This is a genomic window from Flavobacteriales bacterium, assembly GCA_016779995.1.
Taxonomy (GTDB): Bacteria; Bacteroidota; Bacteroidia; order Flavobacteriales; family UBA7312; genus UBA8444.
This window is the reverse complement of sequence record JADHMO010000013.1, coordinates 1-21,177: the sequence shown is the minus strand read 5'-3', so window position 1 is coordinate 21,177 and position 21,177 is coordinate 1. Positions and strand designations below refer to the sequence as shown.

The following is a 21,177-nucleotide window of genomic DNA, read 5'->3' as shown; positions in this document are numbered from 1 at the left end:
CTTAAGTTATAGTATTAATATCAATAATTAAATTATGAAATATATAGTTTTAATAGCCTTTCAAATTAGTGCTTTGTTTATTTATGCACAGGGCAATATCAATGGAAAAATAAACGATCAAAATGGATTACCTCTTATAGGAGCTAACATAGTTGTAGAAAACACAACAATAGGGACAACTACCGATGTAAACGGTAAGTTTAAACTACAAGTTGATAAGTTGCCAGTTAATATTAAGGTAACTTATATTGGTTTTCAACCAAAAACTATTCAGGTAAAAAACCAATCTTTTCTAACGGTATCGCTTAGCGAGTCAGTAGATATAAAGGAAGTGACTGTTGAGTCAAAAGTCAATACCACAGAATTGTCTATGGTTAATCCATTACAAGTGCAAAAAATTTCTAGTAAGGAGCTTCAAAAAGCGGCTTGTTGTAATCTTTCGGAAAGTTTCGAAACTAATGCTACTGTTGATGTTTCTTTTACTGACGCTGTTTCTGGTGCCAAGCAAATTCAAATGTTAGGATTGGATGGTATTTACACACAAATAACCCAAGAAAATGTTCCATTGATAAGAGGGCTTTCTTCTGCTTATGGTTTAACATACGTGCCAGGTACATGGATAGAGTCTATACAGATTATAAAAGGTGCTGGTTCAGTAATAAATGGTTTTGAGTCTTTTGCTGGTCAAATCAACTTAGAATATTTTAAACCTGAAAATGCCGATAAGATTTATTGGAATTTTTATACCAATTCAGAGAATAAATTTGAAAATAACCTGCAGTTTGCTAAAAAAACAGGTAAATGGACTTCTAATCTCTTTACTAGTATAAACTATCACAGTAAAGAAGTTGACGAAAATGAAAATGGATTTTTGGACATGCCCCATATTAAATCTGTCAATGTTCTGAACCGTTGGCTTACAGAAACGGAAAGTTATAGAATTAATCTAGTTGGTCGTGTACTTGTTGATGAACGAGAAGGTGGGCAAATTCGTTCAATTAGTAATCCTTATAAAGTACTTATAGATAACACACTTTTGGAGTTTAATAGTAAAACAGGTTTGAAAATGCCTGATAAAATAGGAAAGAGTGTCGGATTGCAAACGGCTTTTAGAAGACACGACCAAGCTATAAAGTTTGGGTTGACCGATTACAATGCCTTACAAGAAAGTGCATTTTTAAATCTAATAGGTCAAACTTATATTTCTACAACAGATCATTCGCTAAAATATGGGATAAGCTATTATGCCGATAGATACACCGAAAATTATGAATCTACTAATTTTGATAGAGTTGACTTGACAACCGGTATTTTTACAGAGTACAGTTATACTTCACCTTCTGAATTGACAATTGTTGCAGGTATTCGTGGAGATTATCACAATACACACGGTTTTGAATTTTTACCACGCTTAAATTTAAAATATAATCCTTCAGAACAAACAGTCGTTAGGCTATCTGCAGGAAAGGCTATGCGAGTAGCTAATCCTATTGCTGAAAATACCTCTTATTTTGCATCCTCTAGAGAGTTTGAAATACAAGATAGTTTGGGTGTTGAAGTGGCTTGGAATTATGGTGTTAACTTCACGCATTGTTTTAAACTTTTTGAAAGAGAAGCATCATTCAATGCAGATGCATACCGAACAGATTTTGAAAATCAAGTGATAGTAGATATAGAAGACCCTACTAAACTACGATTTTATAATTTAGATGGTGAATCTTATTCAAACAGTATTCAATTCGATTTTAATTATGAATTATTTGATCGTTTTGATGTTAAACTCGCTTATAAAATTAACCAAGTCTATTCTACTTATGATGGCGAAAAGATGAAAACTCCTTTAGTGCCAGAAAATAGAGCCTTAATTAATTTTGCATATGCTACAGATCATATCAATAAATGGATGTTTGATGCTACTTGGAATTATATCGGAGAAAGTAGAATTCCATACCACCCACTTATTAAAGACAATAAAACGGTTTCAGATCCATTCTATGTGATAAATAGTCAAGTCACTAAAAAGTTTAAAACTTTGGACATATACTTAGGTGGTGAAAATCTGTTGAATTATAAGCAAGAAAATCCTATACTTGGGGGCGATGATCCATTTGGCAGTAATTTTGACGCGTCTATTATATGGGCACCTGTTATGGGTCGTTTAATTTATACAGGTATTCGTTTAAAAATCAATTGATGAAACTAGGATTAATAATATATAGTACGGATGCAGAGCTTGTTTTTAACGCTTTTCGTTTGGCTAACTTCTCATTAAAAGAAAAAGACGAGGTTCGTCTTTTTCTTTTAGCGAGTGGGGTAGAGTATGAATCCCTTCATTCGGAAAAGTTTCCGATTATTGACTTAGCCCAATCTTTTGTAGATAATGGCGGTCAGATTTTGGCTTGTGGTACTTGCCTTAATCTCAGACAACAAGATAGTTCGGAATTATGCCCATTATCTACTATGAAAGATTTATATGAATTAATAAGAGATTGCGACAAAACCGTTACCTTCTAGATGTTGTTTGCCAAAATAATGATGGGTATAGTAGCTATTGTGCTATTGATATCCTTATTGATTTTTTTGGAAAAAATTGATAAAAGACGATGATTTAATGTGTTCTTTGGCACTATAAATACTAGCGTTGAGTTCAAAGCCAATGAGCATTACAATAGCATTAAAGTACATCCATAACAGAATGACAATTAGCGTACCAATTGAGCCATAGAGTTTGTTGTATTGACCAAAATGATCGATATATAAGCCAAAGCCAGTTGACGTTAAAACAATAAAAAGTGTAGCTATAATAGAGCCAGGTGAGATTAAACTCCAATGTGTTTTTTTAGACGGACCGTACTGAAATAATACCGATAATCCACCGAATAAAAAAGCCAATAGTATAATCCATTTTCCGATAACCATAAGAGTAACAGCACTTTGTTCAAGAATCCCTAAGTCTACAAAGTAGTTACTAGCAAATTGTGTAAAAACAATGAGAGCAACGGCTACAATAAGCATGAATGATAACATCAATGTTAGACCTAGTGCTATGAGGCGTTGCTTCCACATACCTCTATTTTCAGAAATATGATAGGAACTATTAAAGGCTTCCATAAGTGAGTTGATACTATTTGTGGAAAAATACAGAGCCATTAAAAAACCAAAGGACAGTAGACCGCCTCTTGGGTGATTAATTATATCAGTTATAGTGGTGAATGCCGATTCGTTAGTGCTTGGTGGTAATACTTCTCCTAAAAGTCCTAATAGTATTTCTTGAAAGTTGTCTACAGGAATGTAGGGAATTAGAGTGAAGAAAAATATCAAGGCTGGAAATAAAGCCAAGAAGAAGTTAAAAGCTATTGAAGACGCTCGGGTAGTGATAGCACCTTTTTCAAGTCCTTCAATAAAAAAATGTGTCACATCATAAAGATTCATACCACTAAAGCCAGGCAAAACAATGTGCTTGCTCCAATCTACTAGAAATGACAGATGTTCTTTAAGTTTCATTTAAAAGGCTTTTAGACTTAAATCTAAGCTATTGACAGAATGTGTTAATGCACCAACAGAAATAAAATCTACTCCACAGAGGGCATGTTCTCTTATAGTTTCTTCGGTTATTCCTCCAGAGGCTTCAGTTTCAAAACGTCCTCCAATTTGTTCTACAGCAATACGTGTATCGTCATAACTAAAGTTATCCAGCATGATGCGTTGTATATTACCAACTCTTAAAATTTCATTGACTTCTTCTAAGTTTCTGGCTTCTACCTCAATAGGTATTTTTATTCCCTTGTCTTTTTGGTAGTTTATGGCTTTTTCTATGGCTGATTCAATACCACCTGCAAAGTCAATGTGATTGTCTTTTATCATCATCTTATCGTATAATCCAAAACGGTGATTGACACCACCGCCAATTTTAACCGCCCATTTTTCGAGCAAACGAATACCCGGTGTTGTCTTTCTAGTATCTAGTACTTGTGCTTTAGTCCCTTCTAACAATTTTACAATATGCTGTGTTTTGGTGGCAATGCCACTCATGCGTTGCATACAATTGAGAACGAGTCTTTCGGCAGTTAGAATGGAAGAAGAAGGCCCTTCCACAATAAAGGCCACATCGCCAATAGTCATACTTTCACCATCTTGCATTAAGGGAAAAAATTGAATATCTGGATTGACTTTTTCAAAGATAGCCTGAGCAACCTCCATACCAGCAAGTATTCCATTTTCTTTGACAAGTAGTTGGGCTTTGCCGCAAGCCGTAGAAGGAATGCATGCCAAAGAAGTATGATCGCCATCACGGACATCTTCTTTTAAGGCGAATTCTATGAAGGCATTTAATTCTTCTTTCATTGAGGGTGTTTTTCTATCCAACAAAATGACTAATATTGTGGCAAATTACAAAACTTTTTTGGTGAAAATAGTAGTAATAGCAATAGGAAAGACCGATGAAAGTTGGGTGCAAGAGGGAATAGACAAATATTCTAACCGTTTGAAGCACTATATCTCTTTTGAATTTGTGATTATTCCTGACTTAAAAAACCGTAAAAACTTATCTGAAAGTCAGCAAAAAGAACAAGAGGGTAAGTTAATCCTAAAGCAAGTGCACAATACCGACACACTTATTTTGTTAGATGAAATAGGCAAGGAGTTTAATTCTACATCTTTTTCTAATTTTTTGCAACAGAAAATGAATACAGGTATAAAACGCTTGGTGTTTGTTATTGGTGGTCCTTATGGTTTTAGTGCTGAGATTTATAACAAAGCGACTTCTAAAATTGCTTTATCCAAGATGACTTTTTCACATCAGATGATACGCCCATTTTTTGCCGAACAAGTTTACCGAGCATTTAGTATTCTGAATAACGAACCCTATCATCATCAATAAATGAAATTAGTATTTGCAACCAACAATCCCAATAAGCTTGCTGAAATACGTATGCTAGTACCCTCTTCCATTGAAATTCTTAGTTTGAAAGATATCAATTGTCATGAAGAACTGCCTGAAACATCGGATACTTTGGAAGATAATGCCGCTCAAAAAGCCTTTTATGTTTTTGACAACTACGGTTACAATTGCTTTGCTGATGATACTGGATTAGAAATAGATGCCTTAGATGGTCGTCCCGGGGTGTATTCGGCACGTTATGCTGGTGAACAATGTATTGCTGAAGATAATATGCAAAAGGTATTGGCCGAAATGAAAGGGCAAGAGAACAGAGATGCCTGTTTCCGTACCATAATTTCTCTAGTAATTGATGGTAAAGAGTTTCAATTCGAGGGAATGGTAGAAGGTCAGATTATTCCTGAAAAATGGGGCGATAAAGGCTTTGGATATGACCCTATATTTTTAGCCGATGGTTTTGATGAAAGTTTTGCACAAATGTCTATCCAACAAAAAAATGAAATTAGCCACAGGGGGTTAGCTGTCAAAGAGCTTATAGCTTTCTTAAAAAAGAAGATTTAAAAAAATCGGAATTTATATATTTGTGAAAACAGAATTTACACACATGAAAACAACTTATTTTTTAGCAATACTCTTAGTTTTTGCCTCTTGTCAATCTAAAATCTCAATGAAAGAATATCCTATGACTGAAAAAAAAGAAGTTATTGATACCTACTTTGGTGTTGAGGTAGTAGACAATTACCGTTGGTTAGAAGACGATTTAAGTGAAGAAACAGCCCAATGGGTAAAGCAGCAAAATGAAGTGACATTCGATTTTCTCAATCAGATACCTATCAAAAATGCTTTGACGGAAAGACTGACAGAAATATGGAATTATGAAAAATTATCTGCCCCATTCAAAAGAGGTGATTACACTTATTTTTATAAAAATGACGGTTTACAGAATCAATACGTTGTTTATAGAGAAAAGGATAATGAGGAAGAAGTCTTTTTAGATCCAAACTCTTTTTCTGATGATGGTACAGTTTCTTTAAGTTCATTAAGTTTTTCCCCTGACGGTAGCTTGGCAGCTTATGCCATTTCTGAAGGTGGTAGCGATTGGCGAAGTGTTATCGTTATTGACGCACTAACTAAGGAAATCATCGAAGATACTTTGGTCGATATCAAATTTAGTGGTGTCAGTTGGAAAGGCAATGAAGGGTTTTATTATGCCAGTTACGATAAGCCAGAGGGAAGTGAGTTATCCGCTATGACAGACCAACACAAACTGTATTTCCATCAGCTAGGGACTCCTCAAAGAGATGATAAAGTTGTCTTTGGTGCTACAGAAAAATACCGTTATGTATGGGGAGGAGTTAGTGAGGACGGTCGTTTTTTGACTATCTCTGCTTCAACATCTACTAGTGGCAACAAACTTTTTATTAAAGATTTGAACCAAGAGAATTCGCCTATCATAAACATAGTCAATGATTACGATAGCGATAGTTATGTTTTGCACAACGAGGGCGATTTACTCTATATTGTTACCAACAGAAATGCACCTAATAAGAAAGTAGTAACTGTATCATTTCAAAACCCCCAAGTCGAGCATTGGCAAGACTTTATTGCTGAGACAAAACATGTTCTTAGCCCTAGCTTTGGTGGAGGTTTTTTCTTTGCACATTACATGATTGATGCCATTTCTAAAGTTTATCAGTTTGATACTGAAGGTCATAATTTGGGAGAGATTCAATTGCCAGGTGTAGGAAGTAGCGGTGGCTTTTCTTCTAGAAAAGAAGAAAAAGAACTGTATTATCGTTTTACAAACTATCATACGCCAAGTGTTATTTATAAATACGATGTAGAAAGCCGTCAGTCAGAATTGTATTGGGAGCCTAGTATAGATTTTGTTTCTTCCGATTTTGTATCTAAACAAATCTTTTATACTTCTAAAGATGGTACGGAAGTACCTATGATTATAACTCACAAAAAAGGAATCAACTATGATGGCGCTAATCCGACCATCTTGTACGGCTACGGAGGTTTTAATGTGAGTTTATCACCTTCATTCAGTATCAGTAGAGCTGTATGGTTAGAGCAAGGAGGAGTATATGCAGTTGCCAATCTTAGAGGTGGTGGCGAATATGGTAAAGAATGGCATAATGCTGGAACTAAAATGAATAAGCAAAATGTTTTTGATGACTTTATAGCAGCAGCTGAATATTTGATTTCAGAAAATATTACATCTAGTGATTATTTAGCTGTCGATGGTCGTTCTAATGGTGGATTATTGGTAGGGGCTACTATAACACAACGCCCAGACCTTATGAAAGTAGCCTTACCAGCAGTAGGAGTTTTAGATATGTTGCGTTACCATAAATTTACGGCAGGTGCAGGTTGGGCATACGATTATGGTACTTCAGACGATTCTAAAGCAATGTTTGAGTATTTGAAAGGCTATTCGCCAGTACATAACGTTAAGCAAGGGTTTAATTATCCAGCTACTTTAGTTATTACAGCCGACCACGACGATAGGGTAGTACCAGCACATTCTTTTAAGTTTATTGCAGAATTGCAAGACAAACACCAAGGAGATAATCCTGTGTTTATACGCATAGAAACCAATTCCGGACACGGTGCAGGAACACCCGTTTCTAAGCAAATAGAGCAATCGGCGGATATAATGGCATTTACCCTTTACAATATGGGGGTTGATGAGTTTAAGAAATAATTTGATAAAATTCTAAACTCAACATTTTTAGTCTATTCTGTGATATTTCCTGACTAAGCCCGATTTATAGCGAATAAATACGGATGAATTAGTTAAAATTTGATCGACTTTTCTTCCATCTAAGCTAAATAACTTCAATTTCATCAGTATTTAAAAGATGGTAAGTTCCTAGATTTGTTGATTCAACAGCAGTTCCTATCTATACCACTGTATCTATGGTAGTTGAATTAGTGGTTATTTCCATTTTTACTACACCTTGACCAGCTGTATTATTGGGGTAAAAATGGCAATTTAAATACTGATTAGTACTTGCTGAAAAGTTGGCGGTTCCACTTATAACTCCTGGATCATAACAACTAGGAAAGCAAATAGAAAATTCCCATTCATTCGGCATTTCGGCTTCCACAATTTGCCAACTAATATCACATGCTTCTAAAGCGTTGTAATAGGTGTTTTGATAAAAGTCAGAAACTGACGAAATATCGGATAACTCTATGGTGTAGTCATCAATTGTATGGGTCAGTGGATTACTTTCTCCTTCGACAATGATGTAAGCTTTCATTCCCATCATTACATGGGGTGTACAAGCATAAAAATAAGTGCCAGCTTCATTAAATACGACGTAGCCATCATCTTCTAGTGAAAAGCCACCATTTGATGTAGTTCCATTGTTATTATAGGTTTCCTCATTCACTTCAACGGCGTTATGAGAAGATAAATTTTCAAAATACACAGTATCGTTCACTTGGATTGTGAGTTCGCTAGGTGAAAAAATATTGTAGTCTGATGCGTAAATGGTATGTGTGTTTTGAGCTTTGCCTATTAATGGTAGAGCAAATAGAAATAAACAGATGAATTTGTTCATAGGTTAAAATGTATTTGTTATTGTGAAAATATATTTTTTTTAAATATTAATCTCTATAAACTTATGAACACCTTTTCAACTCTCTAACTCAATCTCAATAGTCTGTAAATTTCCATTGCGTTTAATTTGGCAAATTATTTCGTCACCAGGACTAAATTTAATAATTTGTTCATGTAATTGACTGACACTATTTACCTCGACATCATTGATGCTAATCAAAACATCGTAGCTTTCAATTCCAGCTTTTTTGGCAGCACCATCTTTTAGTACATCAGTTATAAGAACACCTTCCACGCCGTTTAAAGCTAGTTTTTTAGCCATTTCTTGGTTAATGTCAGCAATATGAATGCCGATGTAGGCACGTCTGACTTCACCATAATTTTTGAGGTCAGAGACCACTTTCTGAACCATATTGGCAGGTATAGCAAATCCATATCCTGTATAAGAACCTGTATTGGATTGTATGGCTGTATTAATGCCGACTAAATCACCATTGGTATTAACTAAAGCTCCTCCCGAATTGCCAGGATTTATAGCAGCATCGGTTTGTATAAAGGATTCTATGCCATTTCTTCTGTTCAATATATTGATACTTCTTGCTTTGGCACTGACAATGCCAGCTGTTACAGTAGAGTTAAGGTTAAATGGATTACCTACTGCTAAAACCCATTCGCCTACTTTGATGGAATCCGAATCACTAAAAGTAAGGTGTTCCAAAGTTTGAGCATTAATTTTTAGTAATGCCAAATCGGTATTAGGATCTGTGCCTAATAATTCTGCTGTATAACTGCGTTTATCGTTGAGCACGACTTCTATTTCTTCAGCTTCATTAATAACGTGCTTATTTGTTACTACGTATCCATCTTTTGAAATGATGACTCCAGAACCACTAGCTACTTTCTCGGTTGGTTGGTTGTAATAGCCTTGACCAAAAAAAGGGTGATAATATCGATAGTATTCATCTTCCATAATTTTGGATTTGATGTGTACGACTGCCTCAAGAGATTTTTCGGCGGCATAAGTGAAATCTGTTTGTGTATTGGATTTGTTTTTAGTAGTTACAAAAAATGATGTGTTTGCGAATACCTTGTTATCTATAAATGCTTGTGTTATCTGAAAGAGAACGCCTCCTAAAACCAGATAAGCAAAAATGGTTAATTTCTTCATAATTATTGATTTTTGATATAAACAAATTGAGTGTTCAATTTATTGTATAAAAACCCAAGAAATTATAGAATGCTTTTAATGAGCCTGAGTTTGTGGGTATGTTTGCGTTCTTCGGCGTTGAAGATGCCCTGTTGGTCGAGTCGGTCTATACGCACTTTTCCAGAGGCGTGAATAATGAAGTTATTCTCCAAGATGATGCCAACGTGAATAATTTTGCCTTCGTTGTTATCGAAAAAGGCTAAATCACCAGCTTCTGATTCTTCTATGAAACTAAGTGTTGTTCCAATTTCTGCTTGTTGGTAGGCGTCTCTAGGAATTTCTTTTCCGTGCAAACGGTAAATCATCTGCGTAAAACCAGAGCAATCAATTCCAAAAGGTGTTCTGCCTCCCCACAGATAAGGTGTGTTGAGGTATAGCATAGCATTATCCACCATCATAGCTTTGTCCTTATAGCCTGTTGTGCTTTCTCCTTGATGACTGTAGACATTATCGTTTATTTGAAACTGATGTTCTTGGTAAAACGGGAGTGTACTACCCAAAGGTACAGTTTGATGGGTGTCTTTAACTACCATATCTAACAATTCGGTAGTTAGGGTAGGGTCATGACGTTCAAGTTCCTCGTAGGTGTTTTTGTCTATTTCTGACCACTGTTTGTTGCAAATCCAACCTTCGTATTTGTCGTGTGCTAAACGTATTTTGCTCCATTTTACTCGAGATTCTAATACTTTGAAATGTTCGCCAAAGAGAACTTGATTGACCATCTCTGCTTTGTCGGATGCTTCGGCACGTATAGGTACTATTGCTAATTCTGAAATTCCGTATTTCATCTAAGACAAAAGTAAAAAAAAAGCCCACTTATTAAAGTGAGCTTTTAGTATTAATTCTTTGGCGTTTAAATCATTTCTACAACCATAGCAGATGCACCGCCACCACCGTTGCAAATTCCTGCTGCTCCGATTTTAGCATGGTTTTGCTGAAGAACATGCAATAGAGTAACGATAATTCGTGCTCCTGAGCAACCTAGTGGGTGTCCCAAAGATACTGCACCACCATTGACGTTTACCTTAGCAGCGTCAAGCCCTAATTTTTCTATGTTGGCTAGTCCTACTACAGAAAACGCTTCGTTTAATTCGAAGTAATCTACATCGCTAGTAGATAGATTGGCCTTATCCAAGGCAATGGGTAAGGCTTTAGCAGGAGCAGTAGTGAACCATTCTGGTTGATGGGCTGCATCGGCATAGCTACGTATTTTAGCTAAAGGTTTTAGATCTAATTCCTTAGCCTTTTCGGCACTCATAAGTAATAGAGCAGCGGCACCATCATTTAGGGTCGATGCATTGGCCGCAGTTACTGTACCATCTTTATCGAATACAGGGCGTAGATTAGGAATTTTATCCATCTTTACATTTTTGTATTCTTCATCTTCAGATACGATGAGGTCATCTCCTCGTCTTTGAGGTACTGTTACTGGAACAACTTCGTCTTTAAACTTGCCATTTTCCCATGCACTAGCACTTCTGTTGTATGATTCAATAGCAAAGGCATCTTGTTGTTCTCTACTAAAGTTCATCTCTTTAGCACACAATTCGGCACAATTTCCCATGTGTACTTTATTGTAAACGTCCGTTAGTCCGTCTTTTACTAAGCCATCTATTAACTTCATATCTCCTAGCTTCTGACCATCTCTTCCTTTAGCGAAGTAATGAGGTACGCTAGACATATTTTCCATACCACCAGCTATGACGATATCGTTATCACCACACATTATACTTTGTGTGGCTAACATGATGGATTTCATACCTGAAGAACATACTTTATTAATCGTCGTGCAAGGTACTTCTTGAGAGAGACCAGCGGCCATAGCGGCTTGTCGTGCTGGAGCTTGACCTAAGTTGGCTTGGAGTACATTACCCATATAAACTTCATCTACCTTATCTGCTGATAGGCTGACTTTTTCTAATGCACCTTTTATAGCAACGCCACCTAATGTTGTAGCAGAAACACTTGATAAACTACCTCCAAAACTTCCCATTGGAGTTCTTACGGCCGATACGATAACTACTTCTTTCATAATTATTTTTAATTTTTGGATACTAAGCTGCGAAGTTAAATAAAATGATGTAGTAAAGTAGGTTTGTAAACTTGTTATTTATTGGTATTTTAGTCGGCGATATGCGATTTAACTTCCCTTCTGAAATAAGGAATAATTACTTTAAAATTCAAAAAGTTGTTGTTTTCCTTCTGGCAACCATTCTTATTGTATGGATGTTTCCTAACAAAGCATCTTTTAAGTTTGAGTTTCAAAAGGGCAAGCCTTGGATGCACGAAACCTTAATCGCTCCTTATGATTTCCCTGTTTACAAATCTAACGAACAGTTGGTTGATGAGCAGGAGCAATTGCGTAACAACATCAAGCTAACTTTTGTATTGGATGAATCGGTGTATGATATCAAAGCCGAAGAATTTATATCCAATTTTGAGCAAAAATGGTCTACTGATAAAAAGGTGTCTAAAGATGCTCGTTTTACTTTTTTTAACCTCAATAAAAAGAAGAAGAATAAAACAAAGAAGGAAAAATTAGCCGATTATGGTTTGAAGGTTCTTAAAGACTTGTACACAACTGGTATCATTCAAATGGTTGATGATATTGAATTTAAGGAAGCCGATTATGAACTTATTGTAATGAAAGATAATGTTGGTAAGCTCGTTCCTTTAGGAGAGTTGTACACCATAGAAACAGCTTCCAAAAAGGCTTATGAACTAAAAAATATTTCCGAGGAAGAATCCAATTTCTTAGCACCTTTGATATTAGAAATGCTCAAGCAAAATGTCTTTTATGACGAAGATGCTACATCTAAAATGTTGAATAGTGAACTGAAAGCTATTTCTAAGGGCTTAGGCATGGTTCAACGTGGCGAGGTAATTATCTCACAAGGTGAATTAGTTACTGAAAGTAATTTTCAAGAATTAGAATCTTATCGTCAGCGATATGAAGGTGAAAATTGGCAAGATGGTTCAGAAAACTGGCTGAGTTTAGGACAGTCCTTATTAGTATTAGTGGCTTTTTTGATTTTATTCTTATTTCTCAAACAATTTAGGATTGATGTATTCAACGATAATAAGAAAATCACTTTTATTCTTACTCTTATCGTTTTAATGGTTTTGATGGGTTCTCTTTCTTTAATGGCAAGTAACAAGCTCATCTTTTTAATGCCTTTCTGCTTGTTACCCATCATTATGAAAGCCTTTTTTGATACACGTTTAGCTTTGTTTACTCATTTAATAGCTATCATCATTATTGGCTTTATTGTGCCTAATAGCTTTGAGTTTATCTATTTGCAGTTAATGGCTGGAATTGTATCCATTTTATCTGTTTTACAGATGTATAAACGAGCTCAGCTCTTTGTTTCTGCTGCTAAAATCATCGCTATTTATTTTGTTGCTTATTTCGCTATGGCACTCACTCAAGAGGGTAGTGTTGATAATATCGATTGGATGAATTTTGTTTGGTTTGCTGGAAATGGTGCCCTGACCTTATTTGCTTATCCTTTGATATTTGCTTTTGAAAAAACGTTCTCTTTGGTATCTGATATGTCACTGTTAGAGTTGTCAGACACCAATAGCCCATTATTGAGAGAATTGGCTCAAAAAGCACCCGGTACGTTTCAACACTCTATACAAGTGGCTAATCTAGCCGAAGAAGGAATTCTTGAAATTGGAGGTAATGCTTTGTTGGTACGAGCTGGTGCTTTATATCACGATATTGGTAAAATGAAGAATCCTCAATTTTTTATAGAAAATCAAATTTCTGGAATAAACCCCCACGATGATTTGAGTTTTGAGGAAAGTGCTGACGTTATTATTAAGCACGTAAAAAATGGCATTAGTTTAGCTAAAGAAAATAACTTACCTGATGAACTGATAGACTTTATACGGACACATCATGGTACTACTATGGTGGGCTATTTTTATAAGCAGTATGTAGCGAGTTTTCCTGATGAGATTGAGGCTGCGGAAAAATTTACTTACCCTGGCCCTAAACCTTTCTCCAAAGAAACTGCCGTTCTGATGATGGCCGACTCAGTGGAAGCTGCTGCCAGGAGTTTAAAGTCACCAACTTTAGAAAATATCGATAAGTTAGTGGAGAGTATCATCAATACTCAAATAGACAACGAACAATTTGTGAATGCCGATATTACTATGAAATCCATTACGGAGATAAAGAAATTGTTTAAAAAGAAATTACAGAGCATACACCACGTGAGGGTGGAGTACTGATTTAAGGAATAAGCACTCGCTTAGCATCTACTTTTCTACCGTCAACAGCCAAACGAACAACATAAAGCCCAGCTTTTAGATTGGGCTTTTTTAATTGTATTTGATGCAATTGTTTGTTGCAGCTACTTTGATACAATGTTGTTGCCTTACGTCCCATAACATCACATATATCAATACTAACTTCCGACTTATTGTTGCAGTAAAAACTAAGTTCAAAATTTTCTAAAATGGGATTAGGGGCAATGGATAGTATCTTACTAGCAATATCGTTTCTATTGTAGTCTATGGTATTTACTGTTGCTATATCAACGTCAAGATAAATATCAAAAACACCATTTAAATTTGAATTGTCATCAACAGTCAAAGGTATGATTCTATCTACTGCTGAGGGGTCAGAAGCCCAGGGGTCAATGTCTAGGGAGGTATCACCTTCAAAGTATAATTGGGTGACAAACTCAGGATTGTTTTTATAGACTACCTTATAATGTATGTGACTTGGTCGGTAATAACTTCCGTTTAAGTATTTACCGGGTTGAATACTTTCAAAAGCGTAATTTCCAGCATCGTCGGTATAGATTTTACCTCTGTAGTCTATATCTTCATATGCACCATCATTATTGGCTTGCCATACATCTATTAGAGCATTTGGAATAGGCGTTACACAATCTTTAGCGTAAACAGTGCCAGTAATGTATAATCGTGGTACTTCACTAACAGCAGGAGCTATATTGCTAATGTTTGGTGCTCCTTCTATAAAGTAAGGGCCTAGTATATCATCTGTAGTAATGCATTCGTCTTGAGCAAACAACTGTTTGAAGGGTAAAAAGGGTAGGATAGAGGCACTAATGAACGATTTTAAGGCTTGTCTTCTTTTCATAATTTATGAGCTATTAGAGATATTTCCACATTTACATTTTTGGGTAATACACTAACTTGAACGGCCTCTCGTGCTGGAGGGGCTTCATCGAAGTACTCTGCATATACTGAATTGATGTCTGCATATTGATTCATATCTTTTAAAAAGATAGTGCATTTCAAAACATGGGAAAAATTCATTTCAGCGGCTTCTAAAACTGCTTGTAGATTTTTCATGACTTGGTGGGTTTCATTTGTAATAGAATCCATTATCAAATCGCCATTAATAGGATTTATAGCAATTTGACCTGAGGTGTATAAGGTGTTGTTAGATAGTATAGCTTGACTATATGGACCTATAGCCTCAGGTGCATTTTTTGTATAAATCACTTTTTTCATTGTACTAAGATAGTATTTTTTACTTTTGCCATAGTAGTAATGGACTTCATCGCTTATAACTTTAAGAGGAAAGTCCGGACACCATAGAGCAGCATAGCGGATAACATCCGTCCACCGTAAGGTGAGGACCAGTGCAACAGAAAGCAAGTACAGTTCGGCTGTAGTGAAACCAGGTAAACTCTATGCGGTGCAATGTCGTGTATACCGAGAACAGGGACTGCTCGTTCAATCTCGGGGGGTAGGCAGCTCAAGCTAGTTAGTAATAGCTAGCGTAGATAAATGATGAAGCTCGAAAGAGAACAGAATCCGGCTTATGAATTACTACCTGCTGCCCCTCGTGGGCAGCTTTTTTTTATATAGTTTTGTTGTATGAGAAAGTGGTTTTGTATTCTTTTTGCACTGTGTAGCTCAGTTCTTTCGGCACAAGATGGTATAGTCAAGTCCGTGATGTTGGATTCTGTAATGGTGTCGGCGGTTAGTGCTGGTTTTAGTGTTGAAGATTTTGTTGACTACGTTAAATCTGATACTAGCTTTTATCAAGGGTTTAAAAACTTGCGCTATTATCCTCATCAATACTCTAGTGAATTGGAGGTTTTTGACGTCAATAATAATTCGGTTGGATTTTTGTATCGTCAAGGGCATTATGAGGTGGCAGATAATAAGCTTGTAGTTAAAGTAGATTCTTCGTTTAATGATGGAAGAATTTACAATAGACGAGGTAAATACCGATACTATACACCAGAATTTTTTGACTACATTTTTTTTCCAAAAGACACTTTGGAGGTAAGTAAATACAGCTCAAAAGAGGAGTCAAAAGATGGTGATAGCCAAAACGAAAGAAATGAAAGAGATGCTAAAGTCATCATTTTTAATCCAGGTTCTGTAGAAGTAGAGAAATCTGGTAGTAAAAAAGAAAAACTTGCTGTTTTTGACGAGTCTATGCAAAAATACTACGACTACATCATTTCTAAAAAGACTTATAAAGATACTTTGGAGTGTTATGAGTTTGTGTGTCGTATGAAAAGTGACCTTAGCGAAGACGAGCAAGAAGAAGTTCTTATTCGAGAGTTAGTATCGTATTTTGATAGAAGCACCTTTAATGTAGTGTATAGAAAGTATATTATGCAATACGATTATTGGCTAATTGATTTGAACGTGACGGTAGATGTCGAGATGGGCTATGTTCAGGACAAACTTATTCCGAGCTATATCAATTACAAAGGATATTGGGATATACCTTTTAATAAGCCTGAGATTGCTGAATTTAAACTCTGGAATTCAGATTTTATAATTACCGACTAGAAGTTTAATCTTGAGCAGCTAAAAAACGCTCTGCATCTAGTGCTGCCATACAGCCAGTTCCGGCAGAAGTTACGGCTTGACGATACACATGGTCTGCTACGTCACCAGCAGCAAAAACACCATCTATCTTAGTTTTAGATGTTCCAGCTTCCACTATCAAATAACCATTATCGTCCATATCCAATTGACCTTTGAATAAGTCGGTATTTGGTTTGTGTCCGATGGCTACAAAAAAGCCAGTTGCAGGAATCACCGTTTCTTCTTTAGTTTGGTTGTTATAAGCAGTTACACTTTCAACACCTTTTTCACCATTAATGCTTTTAGTTTCGTGGTTGAAAAGTACCGTAATGTTATCCGTTTTAAATACTCTTTTCTGCATGGCTTTAGAGGCTCTCATTTCGTCTCTTCGAACTAACATAGTTACCTTAGTACATAACTTAGCTAAGTAGGTAGCTTCTTCAGCTGCTGTATCACCAGCACCAACTACTACAACTTCTTGACCTTTATAGAAAAAACCATCGCAAACGGCACAGGCAGAAACACCAAAACCATTTAGTCTTTCTTCATCAGGAATGCCAAGCCATTTGGCAGAAGCTCCTGTTGCAATAATTACAGTTTGTGCTAACACATTTTTGTTGCCATCAATCTCCACTTTAAATGGTCTTTCAGAAAAATCCACTTTAGTAACCATTCCCCATCGAGTATCGGTATCAAAACGCTCAGCCTGAGCTTTGAAGTCTTCCATCATTTTAGTGCCATCTACACCGTTTGGATAACCAGGATAGTTATCAACTTCTGTGGTGGTTGTTAGCTGTCCGCCAGGTTGCAATCCTTGTATTACAACAGGTTTTAAATCAGCACGAGCGGCATATATAGCAGCAGTATATCCTGCAGGTCCAGAGCCGATAATTAAGACTTCAATGTTTTCTATTTCTTCCGACATAAAGAGGTTTTTTTAATGGTCAATATTTAGCCTGCAAATTTATAATATTTCTGTGATAAGTGGGTAGTATCTTTCAATATATGTAGTGTCTTCTTTGGCAATAAGTTTGTAGTAAACGGCAGCCTGTCCATAGAATACACCATATCCGTTAGATACATTCGATTGCAAGTTGATGGGTTCTGCAAAAGGATTGCCATTACTACTAGCTTGATAATCTACAGAACGCCAAAACAAATAGGAGTTATTATCTATTTGACTCATTCTCACCAATACGGTGTCGGGGTAAACAGTTTTATCGTGTTCTAGCAGAGTTTGTCCAGCTTTGAAATAGCCTTCCTCGTCTTGTTCGAAAATTACCTCATCAAAAGTTGCTGAGAGAGTAGAACTTAAATTACCTCTTTGAAAATAAGTGTCGAAAGAAGTGCCGTTAAGACCTTCAAAATCATTTCTAACAAAACCCCAAAGTGCCTTTGCAAAAAGAGGGTCGTTAGTTTGCTTGACGGTAAAAGAATTAGGCATTGTTCCTTGTGGTGGATTGTCCCCCCAAAAAACTTCTTTAGTGTGAGCTAGACGTTTATGTTCTATCATTATGGTATTGCCCAAAGTATCGGGGTCTGAATAGTGAAACCAAAAATTACCTAGATTGGGTCGTGGTGCTAACTCGTCAATTTCAAACCATAAGCTATCCATAAGATGTTCATTAGGAATAGTAGTTGTGGCAAAAAGAGAATCACCATCAACGACAACGGTCATATTAAAACGCTCTCCTGACTTGGCTATAGTATTGTAGGGGGGGGATAAGATGATATCGAATGGCCATTCAATGTAAAAACCCGGAAACAAAGCTGCTATAGAGTCTAAGGTTGCGTCAATTTCTTCAATGCCAAACGCAGGAATATCGTTTATATTAACAAGTTCAACAGTTTGTCCTTCAGCATTGGATACTTGTATGTTAGCATCAGTTACGAATAGTTCGTTTATAGTTTCGTCAGTTACTGCCGAGAAATATGGTTGAGTTTTTGTTACGATAGCATAAGCTGGATAGCCCGTTTGAATGACGGACTGAACAACAATTTTAGTTTCTGTACTTTCTTGAGAAAAACCAACTTCTTGTTCAAATTCAAAAAACTTTTCACAACTGCTAAGTAGTAAAAGAGGTAATATGTAATAGATTAACTTTTTCATATTGAATTAAAAATTAAAATTCCAAGCTACAGATGGTATAATTGGGAATATGGATATCTGAAAAGCCTTAGGTTCTAAACCACCATCTGTTAAATTTCCATCACCTTCCACATCGAAATAAATGAAGTAGGGGTTGGCTCTATTATAAACATTGTAAATGGAAAAATTCCACGAGGAGTTAAAACGTTTGTTAGCTTTATTTTTAGTGTACGTTGCTGACAAATCCATGCGGTGATAGGCTGGCATTCTATAGCTGTTTCTATCGGCAAATTCGGTATAAATATCCCCATCAATGATGTATCTGTCAAGAGCTGGAGTTAATGTATTTCCAGTAGCATAAACAAAGACAGCCGATAGTACCCAGTTTTCATTCAGTTCGTGAGTAGCTGTTAAGGATAAATCGTGCGTTCGGTCGTATTTGGCAGGGAAGCCAATACCATTATTTAATTCTTCAAAGTAACGTGTTGTTTTTGAAATGGTATAACCTAGCCAGCCAGTGGTTTTCCCTAATCTTCTTTTGATAAAAAACTCCAAGCCGTAAGACTCACCATCACCAAATGTAAAGGATTCGTCAGAGGCTGTATTAGTATTATCTTCAGGTAATGCCCCTTCTTTGTATTCTATGAGGTTATCCATTTTTTTATGGTAGGCTTCAATGGAAGTTTCCCATTTGTTGTCCTTCCAATTTTTGAATAAACCGACTGCAAATTGTCTTCCATATTGTGGTTTTACAATTTTGGTGCTAGGTACCCATAAATCAGTAGGTAAAGAAACACTAGACAATGATGCTAGATGAATGTATTGGTAATTTTGAGTGTATGAAGCTTTAACCGAACTGCTTTTATTCAATTTATACCTCATGGAAAGGCGAGGCTCCAAATGTCTGTGATGATTGGCAGTATCACCAGTCAATTCGTTCTTGAAGTAGTTTCGTACAGTTACTGGGCCACCAAACTGAAAACTGCTGTATCGAAGCCCAGCTTGAATTTTTAAATCCTCTGTAACTTCAATATCATCAGATACATAAAGTGCTCCTTCGTTGGAATATTGCTTGAAAATGGATTCAGGTTCGAAAACGACTTCTCCAGAACGTCCTGTTACACTACCTGGAATAAAAGTATGGTAGGTAAAGTGAGAACCGAATTTTATGTTGTGTTTGTAGTTGGGTAGATAGGAAAAATCAATTTTTGTATTCCAATCGGTAATACTCGAATTGAGTTTAAATTCAAAGTCATTTTGTTCTGCTCCGAAAGAGAACTGATAATCACTAAATATAACCGATGTATTGACAAATAGCCTATCGTTAAATAAATGATTCCAACGCATAGATGCTGTGGCATTTCCCCAAGGGATATCGAATTTAAAGCCTCGGTCAGCATTTCTGAAAGTAAATACATCTCTACCAAAGTAACCACTCAAAAAGAGTCTATCCTTATCAGAAATTCTATAATTTACTTTAGAGGTTAAGTCAAAAAAGTAATAGCCCGTTCCTTTGAATGCTGAAGTATCATTAATAAGAGGATTAACCAATACATCTATATAAGTTCTTCGACCAGAAAGGATAAACGAACTGGTATCTTTTTTGATAGGTCCTTGTAAGGTAAGTTTTGATGATATAAGACCTATACCGCCATCTACTTCAAACTTTTTGCTGTTTCCTTCTTTCATAGAGATGTCTAGTACTGATGCTAAACGCCCACCATATTGGGCAGGCATACCACCTTTAATGAGGTTGATATCCTTAATAGCATCTGCATTGAATACCGAGAAAAAACCAAACAGGTGAGAGGCGTTATAAACAGTGGCTTCATCCAATAAAATTAGATTTTGGTCAGGACCACCACCACGAACATAAAAGCCAGAACTACCTTCCCCTGAAGATTGTACCCCAGGTAGCAGTTGAATGGTTTTGAGGACATCTACCTCTCCCATAAAAGCAGGTAATTTTTTGATGTTTTTAACGTCTATTTTTACCTGACTCATATTAGTTGACTGCACGTTTTTGTCTGCACCTTCGGATTCTATTACTACTTCTGAAGTGACGATGGCATTGGGTTCAAGAGCAACATTAATTCTAATATCTTTATCTAGCTTGATTTGCTTTTGTTGGCTAGTTAAGCCCAAAAATGAATAATCTACAGTGTATTTTCCTTCATCAACAGTAAGCGAATAAAAGCCGTATTGGTTAGTTGACACGCCTTTTAAATTTTCCTTGAGGTAAATGGTAGCTCCAATAAGGTATTCTCCTGTTTCGTTGTCTTTTACGTAACCGCTAAGCGTGTATTTTTTCTGAGCAAAATTGGTCAATGCAAACAAACATAAGGCAAGTGATAAAAGATACTTTTTCATTGTGGATAATGAATGGAATTTTATTTTTGCAAAGTTAAAACAATTTGGTATTCGTTCGTTTTGATATTCGATAACAATTGAGTTTTAATTTCGGGATGTAGCTTAGTCCGGTTAAAGTGCGCGTCTGGGGGGCGCGAGATCGGAGGTTCGAATCCTCTCATCCCGACCACATTTTTACTCCATTTTCTAGGGATTTGATCACAAATCCCTTTTTAATTTATTGATTT

At 36.2% G+C, this 21,177-nt stretch carries 18 protein-coding genes, 1 tRNA gene and 1 other RNA gene; 9 read left to right on the top strand and 11 right to left on the bottom strand.

The genetic code is table 11. The annotated features are described in order from the left end of the window. Positions 1-34: 34 nt before the first annotated feature. Together ISP71_07615 and ISP71_07610 are read left to right on the top strand one after the other, a co-directional pair. A complete protein-coding gene (locus ISP71_07615) occupies positions 35-2,194 on the top strand; it encodes a TonB-dependent receptor (protein MBL6663952.1) in 2,160 nt (719 codons plus the stop codon). Then, positions 2,194-2,514, top strand: coding sequence for a DsrE family protein (locus ISP71_07610; protein ID MBL6663951.1), 321 nt, complete (start codon positions 2,194-2,196; stop codon positions 2,512-2,514). The genes ISP71_07615 and ISP71_07610 overlap by 1 nt, the downstream gene beginning before the upstream one ends. Before the next feature lie 54 nt (positions 2,515-2,568). Here ISP71_07610 and ISP71_07605 read toward each other — a convergent pair whose 3' ends face one another. Both ISP71_07605 and nadC read right to left on the bottom strand, forming a co-directional pair. Further along, entirely contained in the window at positions 2,569-3,504 is a 936-nt protein-coding gene (locus ISP71_07605; GenBank protein ID MBL6663950.1) for a YihY/virulence factor BrkB family protein, read from the bottom strand. Continuing rightward, positions 3,505-4,344 carry a carboxylating nicotinate-nucleotide diphosphorylase gene (gene nadC, locus ISP71_07600; GenBank protein MBL6663949.1) on the bottom strand — a complete coding sequence of 280 codons (840 nt, stop codon included), beginning with the start codon at positions 4,342-4,344 and terminating at the stop codon, positions 3,505-3,507. Between the two features lie 61 nt (positions 4,345-4,405). Here nadC and rlmH point away from each other — a divergent pair, with 61 nt between their 5' ends. The 3 genes from rlmH to ISP71_07585 are packed head-to-tail and all read left to right on the top strand — an operon-like array spanning position 4,406 to position 7,607. Further along, positions 4,406-4,879, top strand: a complete 474-nt coding sequence (gene rlmH, locus ISP71_07595; GenBank protein MBL6663948.1) for a 23S rRNA (pseudouridine(1915)-N(3))-methyltransferase RlmH — start codon at positions 4,406-4,408, stop codon at positions 4,877-4,879. Next, positions 4,880-5,458: a non-canonical purine NTP diphosphatase gene (locus tag ISP71_07590; protein ID MBL6663947.1), complete on the top strand. Its 579-nt coding sequence runs from the start codon at positions 4,880-4,882 to the stop codon at positions 5,456-5,458. 43 nt (positions 5,459-5,501) lie between these two features. After that, positions 5,502-7,607 (top strand): S9 family peptidase, encoded by a 2,106-nt coding sequence (locus ISP71_07585; protein ID MBL6663946.1) that lies wholly within the window; start codon positions 5,502-5,504, stop codon positions 7,605-7,607. Between the two features lie 199 nt (positions 7,608-7,806). Here the strand turns inward: ISP71_07585 and ISP71_07580 are convergent, their stop codons facing one another. From ISP71_07580 to ISP71_07565, 4 genes are all read right to left on the bottom strand, one after another. Beyond that, positions 7,807-8,472: a hypothetical protein gene (locus tag ISP71_07580; GenBank protein ID MBL6663945.1), complete on the bottom strand. Its 666-nt coding sequence runs from the start codon at positions 8,470-8,472 to the stop codon at positions 7,807-7,809. A 75-nt stretch (positions 8,473-8,547) separates the two neighbouring features. Continuing rightward, positions 8,548-9,639: a trypsin-like peptidase domain-containing protein gene (locus tag ISP71_07575; GenBank protein MBL6663944.1), complete on the bottom strand. Its 1,092-nt coding sequence runs from the start codon at positions 9,637-9,639 to the stop codon at positions 8,548-8,550. A 62-nt stretch (positions 9,640-9,701) separates the two neighbouring features. Next, positions 9,702-10,466, bottom strand: coding sequence for a C40 family peptidase (locus tag ISP71_07570; protein ID MBL6663943.1), 765 nt, complete (start codon positions 10,464-10,466; stop codon positions 9,702-9,704). Between the two features lie 65 nt (positions 10,467-10,531). Further along, complete coding sequence (locus ISP71_07565; protein ID MBL6663942.1) at positions 10,532-11,710, bottom strand: acetyl-CoA C-acyltransferase; 1,179 nt, start codon at positions 11,708-11,710, stop codon at positions 10,532-10,534. 101 nt (positions 11,711-11,811) lie between these two features. Here ISP71_07565 and ISP71_07560 point away from each other — a divergent pair, with 101 nt between their 5' ends. Next, positions 11,812-13,917, top strand: a complete 2,106-nt coding sequence (locus ISP71_07560; GenBank protein ID MBL6663941.1) for an HDIG domain-containing protein — start codon at positions 11,812-11,814, stop codon at positions 13,915-13,917. Position 13,918: 1 nt separating this feature from the next. On the opposite strand, the gene ISP71_07555 is transcribed toward ISP71_07560, so the two are convergent. Both ISP71_07555 and ISP71_07550 read right to left on the bottom strand, forming a co-directional pair. Beyond that, a complete protein-coding gene (locus ISP71_07555; protein MBL6663940.1) occupies positions 13,919-14,794 on the bottom strand; it encodes a T9SS type A sorting domain-containing protein in 876 nt (291 codons plus the stop codon). Then, positions 14,791-15,171, bottom strand: coding sequence for a RidA family protein (locus tag ISP71_07550; protein MBL6663939.1), 381 nt, complete (start codon positions 15,169-15,171; stop codon positions 14,791-14,793). The genes ISP71_07555 and ISP71_07550 overlap by 4 nt, the downstream gene beginning before the upstream one ends. Before the next feature lie 33 nt (positions 15,172-15,204). Between ISP71_07550 and rnpB the strand changes: the two genes are divergently transcribed. Beyond that, positions 15,205-15,500, top strand: an RNA gene (gene rnpB / locus ISP71_07545) — RNase P RNA component class A. A 40-nt stretch (positions 15,501-15,540) separates the two neighbouring features. Next, positions 15,541-16,473, top strand: coding sequence for a hypothetical protein (locus tag ISP71_07540; GenBank protein MBL6663938.1), 933 nt, complete (start codon positions 15,541-15,543; stop codon positions 16,471-16,473). Between the two features lie 4 nt (positions 16,474-16,477). Here ISP71_07540 and trxB read toward each other — a convergent pair whose 3' ends face one another. The 3 genes from trxB to ISP71_07525 are packed head-to-tail and all read right to left on the bottom strand — an operon-like array spanning position 16,478 to position 20,950. Continuing rightward, entirely contained in the window at positions 16,478-17,416 is a 939-nt protein-coding gene (gene trxB / locus ISP71_07535) for a thioredoxin-disulfide reductase (protein ID MBL6663937.1), read from the bottom strand. Positions 17,417-17,455: 39 nt separating this feature from the next. Next, on the bottom strand, positions 17,456-18,601 hold the full coding sequence (locus ISP71_07530; protein MBL6663936.1) for a DUF4249 family protein: 1,146 nt from the start codon (positions 18,599-18,601) through the stop codon (positions 17,456-17,458). A gap of 6 nt (positions 18,602-18,607) precedes the next feature. Beyond that, entirely contained in the window at positions 18,608-20,950 is a 2,343-nt protein-coding gene (locus ISP71_07525; GenBank protein MBL6663935.1) for a TonB-dependent receptor, read from the bottom strand. Between the two features lie 91 nt (positions 20,951-21,041). Between ISP71_07525 and ISP71_07520 the strand changes: the two genes are divergently transcribed. Further along, positions 21,042-21,119, top strand: a tRNA-Pro gene (locus ISP71_07520). The last annotated feature ends 58 nt before the right edge of the window (positions 21,120-21,177 follow it).

Bases quoted from the DNA above. Each gene is read 5' to 3' on its own strand.
- ISP71_07525 (MBL6663935.1), bottom strand. From the start codon at position 20,950: ATGAAAAAGTATCTTTTATCACTTGCCTTATGTTTGTTTGCATTGACC.
- ISP71_07605 (MBL6663950.1), bottom strand. From the start codon at position 3,504: ATGAAACTTAAAGAACATCTGTCATTTCTAGTAGATTGGAGCAAGCAC.
- ISP71_07550 (MBL6663939.1), bottom strand. From the start codon at position 15,171: ATGAAAAAAGTGATTTATACAAAAAATGCACCTGAGGCTATAGGTCCA.
- ISP71_07555 (MBL6663940.1), bottom strand. From the start codon at position 14,794: ATGAAAAGAAGACAAGCCTTAAAATCGTTCATTAGTGCCTCTATCCTA.
- nadC (MBL6663949.1), bottom strand. From the start codon at position 4,344: ATGAAAGAAGAATTAAATGCCTTCATAGAATTCGCCTTAAAAGAAGAT.
- ISP71_07610 (MBL6663951.1), top strand. From the start codon at position 2,194: ATGAAACTAGGATTAATAATATATAGTACGGATGCAGAGCTTGTTTTT.
- ISP71_07615 (MBL6663952.1), top strand. From the start codon at position 35: ATGAAATATATAGTTTTAATAGCCTTTCAAATTAGTGCTTTGTTTATT.
- ISP71_07590 (MBL6663947.1), top strand. From the start codon at position 4,880: ATGAAATTAGTATTTGCAACCAACAATCCCAATAAGCTTGCTGAAATA.
- ISP71_07560 (MBL6663941.1), top strand. From the start codon at position 11,812: ATGCGATTTAACTTCCCTTCTGAAATAAGGAATAATTACTTTAAAATT.
- ISP71_07580 (MBL6663945.1), bottom strand. From the start codon at position 8,472: ATGAACAAATTCATCTGTTTATTTCTATTTGCTCTACCATTAATAGGC.
- ISP71_07585 (MBL6663946.1), top strand. From the start codon at position 5,502: ATGAAAACAACTTATTTTTTAGCAATACTCTTAGTTTTTGCCTCTTGT.
- ISP71_07565 (MBL6663942.1), bottom strand. From the start codon at position 11,710: ATGAAAGAAGTAGTTATCGTATCGGCCGTAAGAACTCCAATGGGAAGT.
- trxB (MBL6663937.1), bottom strand. From the start codon at position 17,416: ATGTCGGAAGAAATAGAAAACATTGAAGTCTTAATTATCGGCTCTGGA.
- ISP71_07575 (MBL6663944.1), bottom strand. From the start codon at position 9,639: ATGAAGAAATTAACCATTTTTGCTTATCTGGTTTTAGGAGGCGTTCTC.
- ISP71_07570 (MBL6663943.1), bottom strand. From the start codon at position 10,466: ATGAAATACGGAATTTCAGAATTAGCAATAGTACCTATACGTGCCGAA.
- ISP71_07540 (MBL6663938.1), top strand. From the start codon at position 15,541: ATGAGAAAGTGGTTTTGTATTCTTTTTGCACTGTGTAGCTCAGTTCTT.
- ISP71_07530 (MBL6663936.1), bottom strand. From the start codon at position 18,601: ATGAAAAAGTTAATCTATTACATATTACCTCTTTTACTACTTAGCAGT.